The organism is uncultured Polaribacter sp., from assembly GCF_947497125.1.
GTDB lineage: Bacteria > Bacteroidota > Bacteroidia > Flavobacteriales > Flavobacteriaceae > Polaribacter.
Genome location: NZ_CANMFI010000001.1, coordinates 205,414 through 221,353 on the forward strand (window position 1 = coordinate 205,414; position 15,940 = coordinate 221,353).

A 15,940-nucleotide genomic window follows, 5' to 3' on the forward strand; every position below is an offset into this window, starting at 1 on the left:
TGTCACTTTTTTAGTGGTTTAATTGCTCCATTTACAGTAAACTAAAGATGTTTTAAGTTAGTTAATCTCTTTTACAACCAAAAGTAATAAGGTTTTACTTCATTTTTTCAAAAAAAGTAAGGGTGTAATTGGGTAATAACTTTGGGTTGGTAATTTTTATGAAATCTTTTAGTACTAAATCTGGTCTTGTCGGAGCCAGTTCATAATAGATAACACCTCCAGTAGTTCCTTTTTTTGTGGTTGGTGTGTATATTTCATCATCTTTAAAAGCTTTAAATTCAGCATACAAATTATTACTCTTTAGTAAATCTTTTTTGGTAGTAAAATAGGCAGGTGCAATCCAAAAGTCAGCATTTTTACCTTTGTCAAAAACACTCTCAAAACTAAGAGATAAACTACCTTTTCCTTTGGTGTTTTTCCATAAGTAATTTAAATTGGCATCCTTCATAAATTGAGCAACAAAACTATCACCTGCGGGTAAATTCCAAATACCTTTACTCATTATTGCTCCAGAGATTATTTTGGGACTTATTTTTGATTTTTTTGCAATTTCCTTCGCCTCGTTATAGTTTTTTTCAATGGTTTTAAAAATACTATCGGCTTGTTTTTCTTTGTCGAAAAGTATGCCAAAAAACTGTATCCATTCAGCTCTTCCTAATGGCGTATTTTCTAGCCAATCAGCATTGTATATTACAGGTATTCCTGCTTTTTTTAGTGTAGTTAAATTTTTATCTTCAGATGCTACAGCAAAACCTACCACTAATTCTGGTTGTAATTCTAATATTATTTCTGTGTTTAAAGAGCTTTCTTTTCCAATTTCTTTTATTTGACCATTGTCTATTAATGATCTTGTTTTTTTTGATGAAATATATTTTGAATTTGGAAAGCCAATAATCGATTCTTCTTCATTTAAGAGTTCTACCATAGGTACATGTGTTGTAGAGGTAAGAATGATTTCTTTAATAGGAACTCTAATATTATAATGAGATTCAGCTACTTGCTGGTTATTTTTTTTTGTTATAGTGTAATCAGAAAAATTATTAGAATTTTTATAGTCTGTCTTAATAATTAATTTTTTACTTCCTTTTTTATCAATGATATCAAACCCTTTTGCGTACCTTATTTTACTTAATATTTTTTTCTTTTTATGATTGGTATTAGATTGTTTGTTGCAAGCAAACATTAAAAGGAAAGGTATTAAAAAAGATAATTTTAATATTTTGTTCATATTATTAGACGAAATTTTCAACAAGATTACAAAAATGTTTTTTAATACTAATTTAAAACTTACTTTTGCATCGAATTTTGGTTTTAATACAAATCTCATTTTGTATTAAATTAAAAGGGAATCTAGTTAAAATCTAGAACTGTTCCCGCAACTGTAAGTTAATACTGATTTTTAATTCGATAGAATTATTAAAAAGTACCTTTTTAAAGGATGTTATTTACACTCTAGCCACTGATAGGTTACTATTGGGAAGGCAAAATAACATAAAAACAAGTCAGGAGACCTGCCAAGAATCACAAGTTAAAAAACTTTCGGGATAAAAGTTTTCTGTACTAATCTATTTTCGTACACGAAATTTACCTGATTTATTGTTACAATTAAATCAAAAAAAAATGAAAAAACAATTATTAATTGTTGGTGTTTTGGCATGTAGTTTTGCTAGCACAAATCTATTTGCTCAAAAAAAAGAAAAGCAAACAGAACAGGTAGAATCTTTAGATGAAGTGGTTGTTACAGCCACAAAGTTTAATTTAAAAAAAGAGAATACAGGAAAAGTAATTCATGTAATTTCTCAAAAACAATTGCAAAGTAATGCAGGTAAAACGGTTATCGATCTAATTAATACTGTTGCAGGTATTGATGTTAAAGGTGTAAACACAAATCTTACAGAGCCAAGAAGTATAAATATAAGAGGCGGTAGAGCTAGGCAGGTTTTGGTGTTGATTGACGGTGTGCCAGTTACAGATCAATCTGCAATTAATCAAGAATTTGATATGCGTTTATTAGCGATTAATCAAATTGAAAAAATTGAAATTTTAAAAGGAGCCTCTTCTGCATTATATGGCTCTGGTGCTGCAGCTGCTGTTATTAATGTGATTTTAAAAAAAGCGTCTAATAAAATTATTTCTGGTTCTTTTGAAACTAGTTTAGGTACCAATAATTCCGCAAAAACGTCTAATAGTAATTTGTCTGATAGAAATCAGAATTTAAATTTAAACGGTACTTTAGGAAAATTTAATTTTTTAGGTTCTTATAGTTTAACGGGTTTAGATGGAATGTCTTCGGCAAAAAGCACTACCAATACTAATTATGAAAATGATGCTTATAATTCTGCAAACGGATTGTTTAAATTAGGATACCGCGTTAATGATCAGTTATCGCTAACTGCTTTTTTAAATTATGATGAATTTCAGTATGATTTTGATGCTGGTGCATTTTCTGATAGCGATGTAAATACTGGTAGCCAAGAACAATTAAGAGTAGGTTTTCAATCTAATTACACATACAAAAAAGGTGTATTTAATATTTTAGCATCAAAAAATAAAGTACAAAGAAGTTTTAATCAGTTTAACTCTTTTTCTAATACGTTAGATAATTATCAGTTTAACGGAAATAGCATCAATCTAGATTTTGTGCACAAATATGAATTAAGCAATAAATTACAGTTAATTACAGGTGTAAATTACCAAGAACATAGCAATAGTACAGTAACACCTTTTGCAACTATCGATAAAGAGGTGGCAAATTTTAATACTGTAGATCCTTATGCGAGTCTTGTTTATGTTTTAGATTTTGGGTTAAGTGCTAATATTGGAGGTCGTTACAACATGCACAATGTTTATGGTAATCAATTTGTATATGATGGTAACTTGGCTTACACGATTTTTAAGAATAAAAAAACAAAGTTGAAACTATTTACTTCATATAGTACAGCATTTATTGCCCCAAGTTTATATCAATTATATGACGGTTTTTCTGGAAATATCGATTTAAACCCTGAAACAAATGAAACTTTTGAATTTGGTTTTGATATTAATTACCAAGATTGGTTGCAGTTTGATGCGGTCTATTTTGATAGAAAAGAAACAAACGCTATAATTTACGACAACGCTAGCTTTAGTTATGCAAATGGTTCTTCTGATGCAAACGGAATAGAGTTAAATACACGTGTTATACCAACCTCATTTTTAACAATTAATGCATCTTATACCTATATTGATAGAGATAAATTTGAAGATTTTAACGATTATATTCCAGCACACAAGTTTGTTACAGATTTAGAAATTACTCCATTTAAAAATGCAATTTTTAATGTAGTATATAGACATGTCGGAGAACGAAGTATATTTGATAGATATGGCTCATTTACCACTGCAGGTAACAATGTTATTTTAGATAGCTTCAACGTGGTAGATTTTACTACAAATTATAAGTTTTTAGAAAATACTGTTAATTTATATGCGGCAGTTACCAATCTTTTAAATGAAGATTTTGATGATATTTTAGGTTTTTCTACAAGAGGAAGAAATTACAAAGTAGGCGTACGGTTAAATTTTTAATAACCAAATAACCTTTTTAAAGTTAATCGAAAAGCACTTATGTAATTAAAATAGGTGTTTTTTCGGTTTTATATCAAACCTTTAACTTCTTTTTTTATAAATGCGATTGCAGTTTCTGTTGGAGGCAATGTTTTAGAATAATCTATTAAAACATTTTCTCTAAAATCATTGGCAGAAGAAGCGTTTTCTGCAACTTGTTTTAATTTATTAATTACTGCATTTTTTGCAATACAGATGGTTGTCCAGGTTTCTTCTGATATGTAGATTTGTTGTACTAAATTATGTTCAAATTCTTGCTCTATGTTTGCTAATAATAGTTGTAAATAATCTTCGGTATTGTTAGATATTGGTTGAACCCTCATTAGCATTTTTACAGGGTTTATTCTGTCACAAAAAAGCATTAAGCGCTCGTAAGCTTGAAGTTTAATTGGTAAAGTTTCTTTTTTTCTTTCTGCTAATAATTCTAATTTTTTTTCAGAATTTTTATTTTGGATGAACCCATTAAACATATAATAAGCTACAAAACCAGTAACAACTGCTGGTAAAACATAAGCAATACTTTCTAATAATTTATCTTCCATTTATGATTGTAAATTTAATACATACAAATATAAAACTCCTAAAAAGATAGCAAAGCCAAAACTTAATAAAGTACCAATTAAAATATATTCCGTCAGTTTTCTGTCTTTTGAAGTTCTTAAATCTCCAAATCTAAAAACAGACTTTGCAGCCAATAAAAAACCAATAGCTTCCCAATGATTGGTAATTACAAAGGTAAAAACGAATAATCTTTCTAAAATTCCAATATAGCGTCCTGCTTTGGCTAAAGATTCATCATTTTCTTTTTTATTCTCAGGATTCCATTGTGTTATAATTATTTTAATGATAATTGCAGATACAAAACTAACCAAGAGTAAAAAGATGGTAACTAATAAAAGTTTATCTGTGATAAAGCTTTCTGCCGAAAAATAAAAATCAACATAAAAAGAAGCTGCTATAACTAAAAATAATAGATGTAACATTTGATCTATAAAAAACCAATATCTTTTTGTAGGCTTTTTTTGAAGGTATAGTTTTAGTAAATCAATAGTAAAATGACTACTTATTATCAACAAAAAACCAAGCCAATATTCTTGTAAATTTAATTGAAGTACCAGTAATAATAAAAAGGCGTGAACAGCTATATGAAAGTAAAGTTTTATAGATTTTACTTTCTTTTTTTCTTTGTCTTTTACCCATTTTTCTGGTTGAAAAACAAAATCTCCTAAAATATGTGCCAACAATAATTTTAAAAATAAAATCATTTTATACCTGTATCTTTTGTTGAATTAATTTTCTAAAATGTTTTTCTAATTTCATAATAGGTTCAAAACCTGCTCTTTTTTGACGTTCGCTAACGCTACTTTGAGATATTCCTAAAATTTTCGAAATCTCTTTTTGAGTAGCATCCATATTATCTAAAGAAAGTTTAAAAATTTCTGCAGAGTTTTGTGTCCAAGAATTTATGGTTAAAAGAGCCAAATCAAAAGCAATATTTAACTCTTCATCAACCTCTTTCCAGGGTGTTTTTATAGCTAAGTGTTGTTTTTTAAGATAATTATCAAAGGCAAAACCAGAGTTGATAAAAGCCTCTCCATTAGACTCTGTAATTTTAGAAGTACTAAATTCTTTTTTACCAATTCCTATGCCAATTCTAACATCAATATTTTCAGTCGATTTTAGGGCAGATTTTATTTGTAAAGCTGTAAATAAAGCACTTTCACAACTATTTATTTCTAATTGAAAACTATCTCCTCTGTATATTTCCCATGTTTTTGGAGATTCTCCATACATATTTAATATTTTCTTAAGGCTATTTATCAACCAAGAAACATCTTGCGTTTTTCTAGAATTTACAATGTCTGCTGTTAATATACTTGTCATTAGAATAGAATCATTTTTAACAAATATAGCTTTTTTATTTATCAAACAATAAGATTATCGGGTTTAGAGCAGATATTTTTCATTATCGGGTTTAAAGCAGATATTTTAAAATATCTGGTTAAGAGCAGATATTATTCGTTTAAATAATGAATAACTTTTGAATAAAAATATGTATCATATTTTATAAAAAACAAATAGTTTGGTTAAATTCACATTTTAATTTTTCAAAAAAATAGATATTGAATAGTTACTTAAATTCTTTAAACGAAGCACAGAAACAAGCGGTTCTTCAAAAAGACGGACCCATGATTATTATTGCAGGAGCAGGTTCTGGTAAAACACGTGTGTTAACCTACAGAATAGCTCACTTAATGCAACAAGGCGTAGATTCTTTTAATATTTTATCGCTAACTTTTACCAATAAGGCGGCAAGAGAAATGAAAGAAAGAATTGCGGGAGTAGTTGGTGCAAGTGAAGCAAAAAATCTTTGGATGGGAACATTTCACTCTGTCTTTGCAAGAATTTTACGTTCTGAAGCAGATAAGTTGGGTTTTCCTACCAACTTTACTATTTATGACACCCAAGATTCTGTTCGTTTGATATCGGCTATAATCAAAGAGAAAAATTTAAACAAAGAGCAATATAAGGCAAAGCAAATTTTAGGAAGAATATCATCTTTTAAAAATAGCTTAATTACTGTTAGAGCATATTTTAATAATAGTGATTTACAAGAAGCAGATTTGCATGCAAGTAGGCCAGAAGTAGGTAATATTTATAAAGAATATGTAGACAGGTGTTTTAAAGCAGGTGCTATGGATTTTGATGATTTATTGCTAAGAACCAATGAGTTATTAGTTCGTTTTCCAGAATCGTTGGCTAAATATCAAGACCGCTTTCGATATATTATGGTTGATGAGTATCAAGATACAAATCACTCGCAATATTTAATTGTAAAAGCTTTGGCAGACCGTTTTCAGAACATTTGTGTGGTGGGTGATGATAGCCAAAGTATCTATAGTTTTAGGGGTGCAAATATTCAGAATATTTTAAATTTTCAAAAAGATTATCCAGAAGTAAAAACCTTTAAATTAGAACAAAATTATCGTTCTACAAGCAATATAGTTAATGCAGCAAACTCTGTGATTGCAAAAAACAAAACAAAGTTAGATAAAGAAGTTTGGACAAGTAATGATGCCGGCGAAGCCATCAATGTTATGCGTACAATTTCTGATGGAGAAGAAGGACGTTTTGTGGCACAGTCTATTTGGGAAAACATGATGAACAATCAGTTAACACCAGATGGTTTTTGTGTTTTGTACAGAACCAATTCGCAATCTAGAGCCATAGAAGACGCATTGCGTAAAAAAGGAATTGATTATAAAATTTATGGTGGTATTTCTTTTTATCAAAGAAAAGAAATCAAAGATATTTTATCTTATTTACGTATTTTAATCAATCCGAGTGATGAAGAAGCGTTAAAAAGAATTATTAATTATCCTGCACGAGGTATTGGTGCAACTACGATCGATAAGTTAACAATAGCTGCAAATCATTATAAAAAATCTATTTTCGATATTATAAAATACATCGATAAAATTGATTTAAAAATAAATTCTGGTACTAAAAATAAGTTACAGAATTTTATGAATATGATGCAAAGTCTGCAAATAGAAGCGCAAACAAAAAACGCTTTCGAAATAGCAGAAATAGTAGTTAAAAAGACACTTTTAATAAAAGATTTAGAAAAAGAAGGTACACCAGAAGCGGTAAGTAAAGTAGAAAATGTACAAGAACTTTTAAATGGTATAAAAGACTTTATAACAGATAAAATAGAAGAAGGAGAAGATACCTCTTTAACTACTTTTTTAGAAGATGTTGCCTTGGCTACAGATTTTGATGCTAAAAAAGAAGACGATAAACCAAGCGTATCGTTAATGACCATTCATCAATCTAAAGGGTTAGAGTATTTGTATGTATATGTAGTTGGTTTAGAAGAAAATTTGTTTCCTTCTGCGATGAGTATGAATACCAGAAGCGAGTTAGAGGAAGAGCGAAGGTTGTTTTATGTAGCAATAACAAGAGCCGAAAAAGTAGCTTATTTAACCTATGCACAAACACGTTACAGGTGGGGGAAGTTAGTAGATGCAGAACCAAGTAGGTTTTTAGAAGAAATTGACGACCAATATTTACATTATTTAACACCAAAAGCACCCGAAAGAGCTGTAAATAATTTTATTGATAAAAGCATTTTTGAAGATGCACCAAAAGGAATTCGATTTCAAAAGCCAATTCAGCGTAAGAAAATGGAGCGTGATATGGCAAAAAAGAAAGAAATTATTATACCCAAAAATTTAAAAAAAGTTTCGGAAACCAACACAAAAGCAAATTTATTTGATGGCAATATTATTGTTGGTAATATTGTGGAACACAATCGTTTTGGTAGTGGAGAAGTAATTGCATTAGAAGGAAACGGGCCCAATAAAAAAGCGGAAATTAAATTTGGTACCGTTGGTAAAAAGAAATTATTACTACAATTCGCAAAATTAAAAGTGATTGGATAAAAAATCGATCTAAAAGACAAAAAAAAATGTTATTTTGCAACACTAAATAACTACAAATTACAAGTTGTCAGTTCGAGTGTTTTCTTTTTAAGAATTAAGTAAGAGAAAATGTATCGAGAACACTTCACAAATAATACACAAATGACATTCGATTTAGAATACAATTCTGAAAGACCGTTAATGATAATACCAGAATACGGCAGACACATACAAAAATTGGTAGATCATTGTTTGGCTTTAGAAACCAAAGAAGAAAGAGATAAAATGGCTAAGGCCATTGTAGATGTAATGGGTAATTTACAACCTCATTTAAGAGATGTGCCAGATTTTAAGCATAAATTATGGGATCAGTTGTATATTATGTCTGATTTTCAGTTAGACGCAGAGTCTCCTTATCCAAAGCCATCAAAAGAAGAGTTGCAAGAAAAACCAGAAGGTTTAGCATATCCAAAATCTGCTTCTAGATATCGTTACTACGGTAACAACATTCAAACCATGATAGACATTGCCTTAAGTTGGGAAGAAGGTGAGAAAAAAGAAGCGTTGGTTTTTACGATTGCCAACCACATGAAAAAATGTTATTTAAATTGGAATAAAGATACTGTAGATGATGCTGTAATTTTTAAACATCTGTATGATTTATCTGACGGAAAAATAGATTTAAGAGAAACAGAAGAGATCCTTTCTGAAAGTAAAAATTTGTTAAGAAAACCTAGAACTCAAGGTCAAAATAATACAAAAGGGACTTACAAGAAACCACATCATAATAATCAACATAAAAATAGAAAAAGATAAAGTCTATGGCATCATTTAAAATAGAAGGCGGTCATAAATTAAACGGAACCATTACACCGCAAGGCGCAAAAAATGAAGTATTACAAATACTTTGTGCCGTTTTATTAACTCCAGAAAGAGTGGTAGTTAATAATGTTCCTGATATTATAGATGTAAATAAATTAATTTTTATTTTAGGAGAGTTAGGTGTTAAAGTAGAAAAACTTTCACGTAATTCTTATGCTTTTCAGGCAGATGAAGTTAATTTACCTTATTTAGAGTCTGAAGCATTTAAAAAAGATGGAAGCTCTTTAAGAGGATCTATCATGATTGTTGGGCCTTTATTAGCACGTTTTGGTAAAGGATACATACCAAGACCAGGTGGAGATAAAATTGGAAGAAGACGTTTAGATACTCATTTTGAAGGATTTATTAGATTAGGTGCAACGTTTAGATACAATAAAGAAGAATCTTTTTACGGAGTAGAAGCTACGGAATTACAAGGCGTAGATATGTTGTTAGATGAAGCTTCTGTTACAGGAACAGCAAATATTTTAATGGCAGCCGTTTTAGCAAAAGGAACTACTAGAATATACAATGCAGCCTGCGAACCTTACATTCAGCAATTAAGTAAAATGTTGAATTCTATGGGCGCAAAAATATCAGGTGTTGGCTCTAATTTATTAATCATAGAAGGTGTAGAATCTTTGGGCGGTTGCAATCATAGGGTTTTACCAGATATGATTGAAATTGGCTCTTGGATTGGTGTTGCTGTTATGACAAGGTCTGAATTGACCATAAAAGATGTTTCTTGGGAAAACTTAGGACAGATTCCAAATGTGTTTCGTAAGTTAGGAATAACACTCGAAAAAAGAGGAGATGACATTTACATACCAGAACAAGAATCATATGAAATTCAGAATTATATAGACGGTTCTGTGTTAACAGTTGCAGATGCTCCTTGGCCTGGTTTTACACCAGATTTGTTAAGCATTGTGTTGGTAATTGCTACACAAGCCAAAGGAACTGTTTTAATACATCAAAAGATGTTTGAAAGCCGTTTGTTTTTTGTTGACAAGTTGATCGATATGGGAGCAAAAGTAATTTTATGTGATCCGCACAGAGCAACCGTTATTGGGCATAATTTTCAGAGCCAGTTAAAAGCAACAAAAATGACTTCTCCAGATATTAGAGCTGGTATTTCATTGTTAATCGCAGCACTATCGGCAAAAGGAACTTCTATTATCAACAACATAGAGCAGATAGATAGAGGTTACGAAAACATAGAGGCACGTCTAAAATCTATAGGAGCAAGAATAGAGCGAATTAACGATTAAGAGCATAAGTTTAAGTTGTTTTAGAAGCTATTTCCCGCTTTCAACACTCGCTTCCCGATAAAAATCGGGAGAGCTCAAACAGATGTTTCAATCGGGGCTATCTATTTTTAGAACATTCGGTTATAACTTTTAAAAGTTTATATTTTAAAAAAGAGTGTCAGTTTGACACTTTTTTTTTGTTGGCAACATTTTTGCAAACACAGCATATACAATTTAATGATTACAAAGAAAATGAGTAAAAAAGATAATACACCAGAAGAAGAAATAAAAAATGATCAAGAAACTACGCAAGTAGAAGAAAATCAAGAAATTGAAGCAGAGATAGTAGAAGAAGAACCAACACCAGAAGAGCTAATTCAGGCAGAAAAAGATAAGTTTTTACGTCTTTTTGCCGAATTTGAAAACTATAAAAAAAGAACAACCAAAGAAAGAATAGAGTTGTTTAAAACAGCAGGACAAGAAGTTATGACATCTTTACTGCCAGTTATAGACGATTTCGAAAGAGCACTGTCACATATAGAAGAAGATAAAGAAGCAGAAGAATTAAGAAAAGGTGTGTTGTTAATTTACAATAAATTTTACAATACATTAGAGCAAAAAGGGTTGTCTAAAGTAGAAACCAAAGCTGGTGATGTATTTGATGCAGAAATACACGAAGCAATTACGCAAATACCTGCTCCGTCAGAAGATTTAAAAGGGAAGGTTATTGACTGTGTAGAAAAAGGCTACAAGTTAGGCGATAAAATTATCAGATATCCAAAAGTAGTTATCGGACAGTAAATAAATTAGAATAACAATTACCTATATAGTGTTAATTGATCATTGAAACATAAAATGGCAAAACAAGATTATTACGAAATATTAGGCCTTTCAAAATCTGCTTCACAAGCAGAAATCAAAAAAGGATATAGAAAAATGGCGATAAAGTATCATCCAGATAAAAATCCTGATGATAAAACTGCAGAAGAAAACTTTAAAAAAGCAGCCGAAGCTTATGAGATTTTAAGTGACGAAAACAAAAAAGCACGTTATGACCAATATGGTCATGCAGCCTTTGACGGTCCACAAGGAGGTGGCGGTTTTGGTGGCGGTGGCATGAATATGGATGACATATTTAGCCAGTTTGGTGATATTTTTGGCGGTGGCGGCTTTGGTGGCGGCGGTTTTGGTGGTGGCCAAAGACAAGCCAGAGTTAAAGGGAGTAATATGCGTATACGTGTAAAACTTACTTTAGAAGAAATTGCAAAAGGAGTAGAGAAGAAGGTTAAAGTTAGACGTAAAGTACAAGCAGATGGTGTAACTTATAAAACGTGTACAACATGTAATGGTTCTGGCCAACAGATGCGTGTAACCAATACTATTTTAGGTAGAATGCAAACTGCTACTACCTGTGGTACTTGTTCTGGTGCAGGAGAAATAATGAATAGTAAGCCGAACGGTGCAGATGCTCAAGGTTTAATTGTTAAAGAAGAAACTGTTTCTATTAGCATACCTGCAGGGGTTACAGAAGGAGTTCAGTTAAAAGTTGGTGGTAAAGGAAATGAAGCACCAGGAAAAAATTCAATTGCTGGAGATTTACTTGTTTTAATAGAAGAAATTCAGCACGAAACATTAAAAAGAGAAGGAACAAATATTCATTTCGATTTATATGTTAGTTTTTCTGAAGCAATCTTAGGAACTAGCAAAGAAGTAGAAACCGTTACAGGTAAAGTTAAGATTAAAATTGATGCTGGAACACAATCTGGTAAAATTTTAAGACTTAAAGGAAAAGGATTGCCAAGTATAGAAAGATATGGTACTGGAGATTTTTTAATTCACATAAATGTTTGGACACCGCAAGAATTAAACAAAGAACAACGTCAGTTTTTTGAAAAAATGTCTGATAACGAGAATTTTAGACCGAACCCAAATGTCTCAGATAAATCGTTTTTCGAAAAAGTAAAAGACATGTTTTCATAAACATATGTTTATAGAATAAAAAAAAAGATTTATTTTTAAATACAATGCTATTTGCTATTAGTATTTAAGTTATATTTGCAGTGTTGTTAAGCAATTAACAACACTTTTTCTTTTTCATAGCAATTTTCCCACTCAATTTATTGAGTGGGTTTTTTTATAAAAAAGGATGTATTTTTACAACATTATAGATATTGCAGACTTATCTTATCGCCACGTTTTACGTGGAGGAAAGTCCGGACACCAAAGAGTATCATAGCGGATAACATCCGTCCAACGTAAGTTGAGGACCAGTGCAACAGAAAGCAAGTACAGTTCGGCTGTAGTGAAACCAGGTAAACTCTATGAGGTGCAATGCCATGTATATTAGAGCTTGAGAGCTACTCGCTCGATTCTAAAGGGTAGGCAGATAGATTCTAAGAGCAATTTTAGAACTAGATAAATGATAAGAGCCTTTTAAAGGAACAGGATTCGGCTTATTAGTCTGCATTTTCTATAATATTATCATATTACAATTAAAACTACATAAATTACTTATTTTGTTAAATTATATTTAACAAAATTTAAAATAACTTTTTTTTATTTATAAATTACTCTAATCTATTATTTATCTTTTAAAGTTCATATAAAAAATGTAGTTTTGTTTTACAAAATTATAAATAAAAGACTGTGTTTTTATAGGTGTAAAAACTATTTATATCACACGGTTATTAAAGAATACTTTCATGAGCATTTATAAAGATTACTTGAAGCAGATAGAAGCACGAAAAGAGCAAGGACTTCATCCGCAGCCAATAGATGGTGCAGCATTATTAAGCGAAATTATTGAGCAAATTAAAGATGTAAATAATGAGTATAGAGCAGATTCTCTAAACTTTTTTATCTATAATGTTTTGCCTGGTACCACAAGTGCTGCTAGTGTAAAGGCAACCTTTTTAAAAGAGATTATTTTAGGACAAGTCGTTGTTTCTGAAATTTCTACAGATTTTGCTTTCGAGCAGTTATCGCATATGAAAGGTGGTCCATCAATAAAAGTATTATTAGATATTGCTTTAGGATCTGATGCTAGCTTAGCAAAAAAAGCAGCAGAAGTTTTAAAAACACAAGTATTCTTATATGAAGCAGATACCGATAGGCTAGAAGCAGCTTTAAAAGAAGGTAATGCTATTGCAAAAGAAATTATAGAAAGCTATGTAAAAGCAGAGTTTTTTACAAAGTTACCTGAAATAGAAGAAGAAATAGAAGTTGTTACTTACATCGCGGGTGTTGGAGACATTTCTACAGATTTATTATCACCAGGTGGCGATGCACACTCAAGATCTGACCGTGAATTACACGGACAATGTATGTTTGAGCATAACAAAGATATGCAAAATGAATTGTTAGCATTAAAAAAAGAGCATCCAGATAAACGTGTAATGCTAATTGCAGAAAAAGGCACCATGGGTGTTGGTTCTTCTAGAATGTCTGGGGTTAACAATGTGGCTTTATGGACAGGTGTTCCTTTTAGTAAATACGTACCATTTATTAATTTTGCACCGGTTATTGCTGGTACCAATGGTATTGCTCCAATTTTTTTAACAACAGTTGGTGTAACAGGCGGTATTGGTTTAGATCTTAAAAACTGGGTAAAGCAAAAAGATGCAAATGGTAATACAATTGTAGATAAAGATGGCGAGCCAATCTTAAAAGAAGAGTATTCTGTAGCAACAGGTACAGTACTTACCATCAATACAAAAGAGAAAAAATTATACAATGGTACCAAAGAATTAAAAGATATATCTGCAGCGTTTACACCACAAAAAATGGAGTTTATGAAAGCAGGAGGTTCTTATGCTGTTGTTTTTGGTAAAAAATTACAAACATTTGCAGCCAAAGCTTTAGGTGTAGAGATGCCACAGGTATATGCTACTTCAAAAGAAGTGTCTATAGAAGGACAAGGCTTAACGGCAGTAGAAAAAATATTTAATAAAAATGCAGTAGGTACTTCAGGTGCTGTTTTACATGCAGGTTCTTATGTGCGTGCAGAAGTAAACATTGTAGGATCTCAAGATACTACTGGGTTAATGACATCGCAAGAATTAGAGATGATGGCTGCTACAGTTATTTCTCCTATTGTAGATGGTGCTTACCAATCTGGTTGTCATACTGCATCGGTTTGGGATGATAAATCAAAAGCAAACATTCCAAGATTAATGAGTTTTATGAACGACTTTGGTTTGATTACCGGTCGTGATCCTAAAGGGAAATATTTTCCAATGACAGATGTTATTCATAAAGTTTTGAATGACCTTACTGTTGGTGATTGGGATATTATTATTGGTGGAGATTCTCATACACGTATGTCTAAAGGAATTGCCTTTGGTGCCGATTCTGGTACTGTTGCCCTTGCTTTAGCTACCGGAGAAGCTTCTATGCCAATACCAGAGTCTGTTAAAGTAACCTTTAAAGGTGAAATGAAACCGTATATGGACTTTAGAGATGTGGTGCATGCTACGCAAGAGCAAATGTTACAACAGTTTGGTGGAGACAACGTTTTTCAAGGAAGAGTAATCGAAGTTCATATTGGTACACTTACTGCCGATGAAGCCTTTACTTTTACAGATTGGACAGCAGAAATGAAAGCAAAAGCCTCTATTTGTATTTCTGAAGATGATACTTTAATAGAATCTTTAGAGATTGCAAAAGGTAGAATTCAGATTATGATCGATAAAGGCATGGACAATGCCAAACAAGTTTTACAAGGTTTATTAGACAAAGCAAACAATCGTATTACAGAACTTAAAACTGGTATAAAACCAGCAATAAGACCTGATGCTGATGCAAAGTATTTTGCAGAAGTTATCATTGATTTAAATGAGATTGTAGAGCCAATGATTGCCGATCCAGATGTAAATAATGAAGATGTATCTAAAAGATATACACACGATAACATTCGTCCATTATCTTACTATGGCGGTACTAAAAAAGTAGATTTAGGATTTGTAGGTTCTTGTATGGTGCACAAAGGCGATATGAAAATATTAGCCCACATGTTAAAAAATATAGAAGCACAACATGGTAAAGTTGAGTTTAAGGCACCGTTAGTGGTAGCGCCACCAACATACAACATTGTAGACGAGTTAAAAGAAGAAGGAGACTGGGACGTTTTAGTAAAATACTCAGGTTTTGAATTTGACGATAGCGCACCAAAAGGATTGGCAAGAACTAAATACGAAAACATGTTGTATTTAGAGCGCCCAGGATGTAACCTTTGTATGGGGAATCAAGAAAAAGCAGAACCAGGAGATACCGTTATGGCAACTTCTACACGTTTGTTTCAAGGAAGAGTTGTAAAAGATGCTGGCGAGAAAAAAGGAGAATCTTTACTATCATCTACACCGGTGGTTGTTTTATCTACAGTTTTAGGAAGAACACCAACATTAGCAGAATATCAAGCAGCTGTAGACGGTATTGTTTTAACAAAATTCAAACCATCAACAAAGCAGTTGGTAAAATAAATTCATACTATTATAGAGTTAAAATCCCAAGTTTACCGCTTGGGATTTTTTTATGCCCTAAACATTTTATACTATCAAAAATAGTATGTGGGCGTTTCCCAAAAAAGGGTCGGGCTTTCCGTTATATCTTTTTTAGAAGACTATTTTGTAAAGTATTCTAAGATCATCTTTTCATCCAAAAGAGACAATATCCAAAAGAAAAAATCTCAATTCTAAAAAAGGATGCCACTTCAATCCCTAACGCAAGAATGATCACTCATAATTATTTAGAAATTAAATTTTTAAACTAAGGCTATATTTTGTAACTTAGATATTCAATACT

Annotated in this window: 11 protein-coding genes, 1 other RNA gene and 1 riboswitch; of the genes, 8 read left to right on the forward strand and 4 right to left on the reverse strand. The window is 31.4% G+C overall.

Annotated features, from left to right (window positions below; all coding sequences use genetic code 11):
- Positions 1 to 94 precede the first annotated feature (94 nt).
- Complete coding sequence (locus tag Q0678_RS00985) at positions 95 to 1,228, reverse strand: ABC transporter substrate-binding protein (RefSeq protein ID WP_299052659.1); 1,134 nt, start codon at positions 1,226 to 1,228, stop codon at positions 95 to 97.
- Between the two features lie 61 nt (positions 1,229 to 1,289).
- Positions 1,290 to 1,534, forward strand: a riboswitch (cobalamin riboswitch).
- 86 nt (positions 1,535 to 1,620) lie between these two features.
- Between Q0678_RS00985 and Q0678_RS00990 the strand changes: the two genes are divergently transcribed.
- A complete protein-coding gene (locus tag Q0678_RS00990) occupies positions 1,621 to 3,567 on the forward strand; it encodes a TonB-dependent siderophore receptor (RefSeq protein ID WP_299052662.1) in 1,947 nt (648 codons plus the stop codon).
- A gap of 68 nt (positions 3,568 to 3,635) precedes the next feature.
- Here Q0678_RS00990 and Q0678_RS00995 read toward each other — a convergent pair whose 3' ends face one another.
- From Q0678_RS00995 to Q0678_RS01005, 3 genes are read right to left on the reverse strand one after another with little or no spacing between them, the layout of a single operon-like run.
- A complete protein-coding gene (locus Q0678_RS00995; RefSeq protein ID WP_299052665.1) occupies positions 3,636 to 4,148 on the reverse strand; it encodes a hypothetical protein in 513 nt (170 codons plus the stop codon).
- On the reverse strand, positions 4,149 to 4,871 hold the full coding sequence (locus Q0678_RS01000) for a DUF3307 domain-containing protein (RefSeq protein WP_299052668.1): 723 nt from the start codon (positions 4,869 to 4,871) through the stop codon (positions 4,149 to 4,151).
- Between the two features lies 1 nt (position 4,872).
- Entirely contained in the window at positions 4,873 to 5,490 is a 618-nt protein-coding gene (locus Q0678_RS01005) for a SatD family protein (protein WP_299052670.1), read from the reverse strand.
- A 239-nt stretch (positions 5,491 to 5,729) separates the two neighbouring features.
- Here Q0678_RS01005 and Q0678_RS01010 point away from each other — a divergent pair, with 239 nt between their 5' ends.
- The 7 genes from Q0678_RS01010 to Q0678_RS01040 all read left to right on the forward strand — a co-directional run bounded on the left by Q0678_RS01010 (position 5,730) and on the right by Q0678_RS01040 (position 15,618).
- Positions 5,730 to 8,051: an ATP-dependent helicase gene (locus Q0678_RS01010; RefSeq protein WP_299052673.1), complete on the forward strand. Its 2,322-nt coding sequence runs from the start codon at positions 5,730 to 5,732 to the stop codon at positions 8,049 to 8,051.
- A gap of 141 nt (positions 8,052 to 8,192) precedes the next feature.
- The gene (locus Q0678_RS01015; protein WP_299052676.1) at positions 8,193 to 8,846 is read left to right on the forward strand and encodes a DUF4290 domain-containing protein; all 654 of its coding nucleotides are present in this window, start codon (positions 8,193 to 8,195) and stop codon (positions 8,844 to 8,846) included.
- 5 nt (positions 8,847 to 8,851) lie between these two features.
- Entirely contained in the window at positions 8,852 to 10,162 is a 1,311-nt protein-coding gene (murA, locus tag Q0678_RS01020) for a UDP-N-acetylglucosamine 1-carboxyvinyltransferase (RefSeq protein ID WP_299052679.1), read from the forward strand.
- A 231-nt stretch (positions 10,163 to 10,393) separates the two neighbouring features.
- Positions 10,394 to 10,942: a nucleotide exchange factor GrpE gene (locus tag Q0678_RS01025; protein WP_299052681.1), complete on the forward strand. Its 549-nt coding sequence runs from the start codon at positions 10,394 to 10,396 to the stop codon at positions 10,940 to 10,942.
- Between the two features lie 54 nt (positions 10,943 to 10,996).
- The gene (gene dnaJ / locus Q0678_RS01030; RefSeq protein WP_299052683.1) at positions 10,997 to 12,121 is read left to right on the forward strand and encodes a molecular chaperone DnaJ; all 1,125 of its coding nucleotides are present in this window, start codon (positions 10,997 to 10,999) and stop codon (positions 12,119 to 12,121) included.
- A gap of 190 nt (positions 12,122 to 12,311) precedes the next feature.
- Positions 12,312 to 12,613: RNase P RNA component class A (gene rnpB / locus Q0678_RS01035), an RNA gene on the forward strand.
- A gap of 230 nt (positions 12,614 to 12,843) precedes the next feature.
- Positions 12,844 to 15,618 carry a bifunctional aconitate hydratase 2/2-methylisocitrate dehydratase gene (locus Q0678_RS01040; RefSeq protein WP_299052685.1) on the forward strand — a complete coding sequence of 925 codons (2,775 nt, stop codon included), beginning with the start codon at positions 12,844 to 12,846 and terminating at the stop codon, positions 15,616 to 15,618.
- Positions 15,619 to 15,940 lie beyond the last annotated feature (322 nt).

Coding starts and splice junctions, on each gene's coding strand:
- Q0678_RS00985 (WP_299052659.1), bottom strand. CDS start 1,228: ATGAACAAAATATTAAAATTATCTTTTTTAATACCTTTCCTTTTAATG.
- Q0678_RS00990 (WP_299052662.1), top strand. CDS start 1,621: ATGAAAAAACAATTATTAATTGTTGGTGTTTTGGCATGTAGTTTTGCT.
- Q0678_RS00995 (WP_299052665.1), bottom strand. CDS start 4,148: ATGGAAGATAAATTATTAGAAAGTATTGCTTATGTTTTACCAGCAGTT.
- Q0678_RS01000 (WP_299052668.1), bottom strand. CDS start 4,871: ATGATTTTATTTTTAAAATTATTGTTGGCACATATTTTAGGAGATTTT.
- Q0678_RS01005 (WP_299052670.1), bottom strand. CDS start 5,490: ATGACAAGTATATTAACAGCAGACATTGTAAATTCTAGAAAAACGCAA.
- Q0678_RS01015 (WP_299052676.1), top strand. CDS start 8,193: ATGACATTCGATTTAGAATACAATTCTGAAAGACCGTTAATGATAATA.
- murA (WP_299052679.1), top strand. CDS start 8,852: ATGGCATCATTTAAAATAGAAGGCGGTCATAAATTAAACGGAACCATT.
- Q0678_RS01025 (WP_299052681.1), top strand. CDS start 10,394: ATGAGTAAAAAAGATAATACACCAGAAGAAGAAATAAAAAATGATCAA.
- dnaJ (WP_299052683.1), top strand. CDS start 10,997: ATGGCAAAACAAGATTATTACGAAATATTAGGCCTTTCAAAATCTGCT.
- Q0678_RS01040 (WP_299052685.1), top strand. CDS start 12,844: ATGAGCATTTATAAAGATTACTTGAAGCAGATAGAAGCACGAAAAGAG.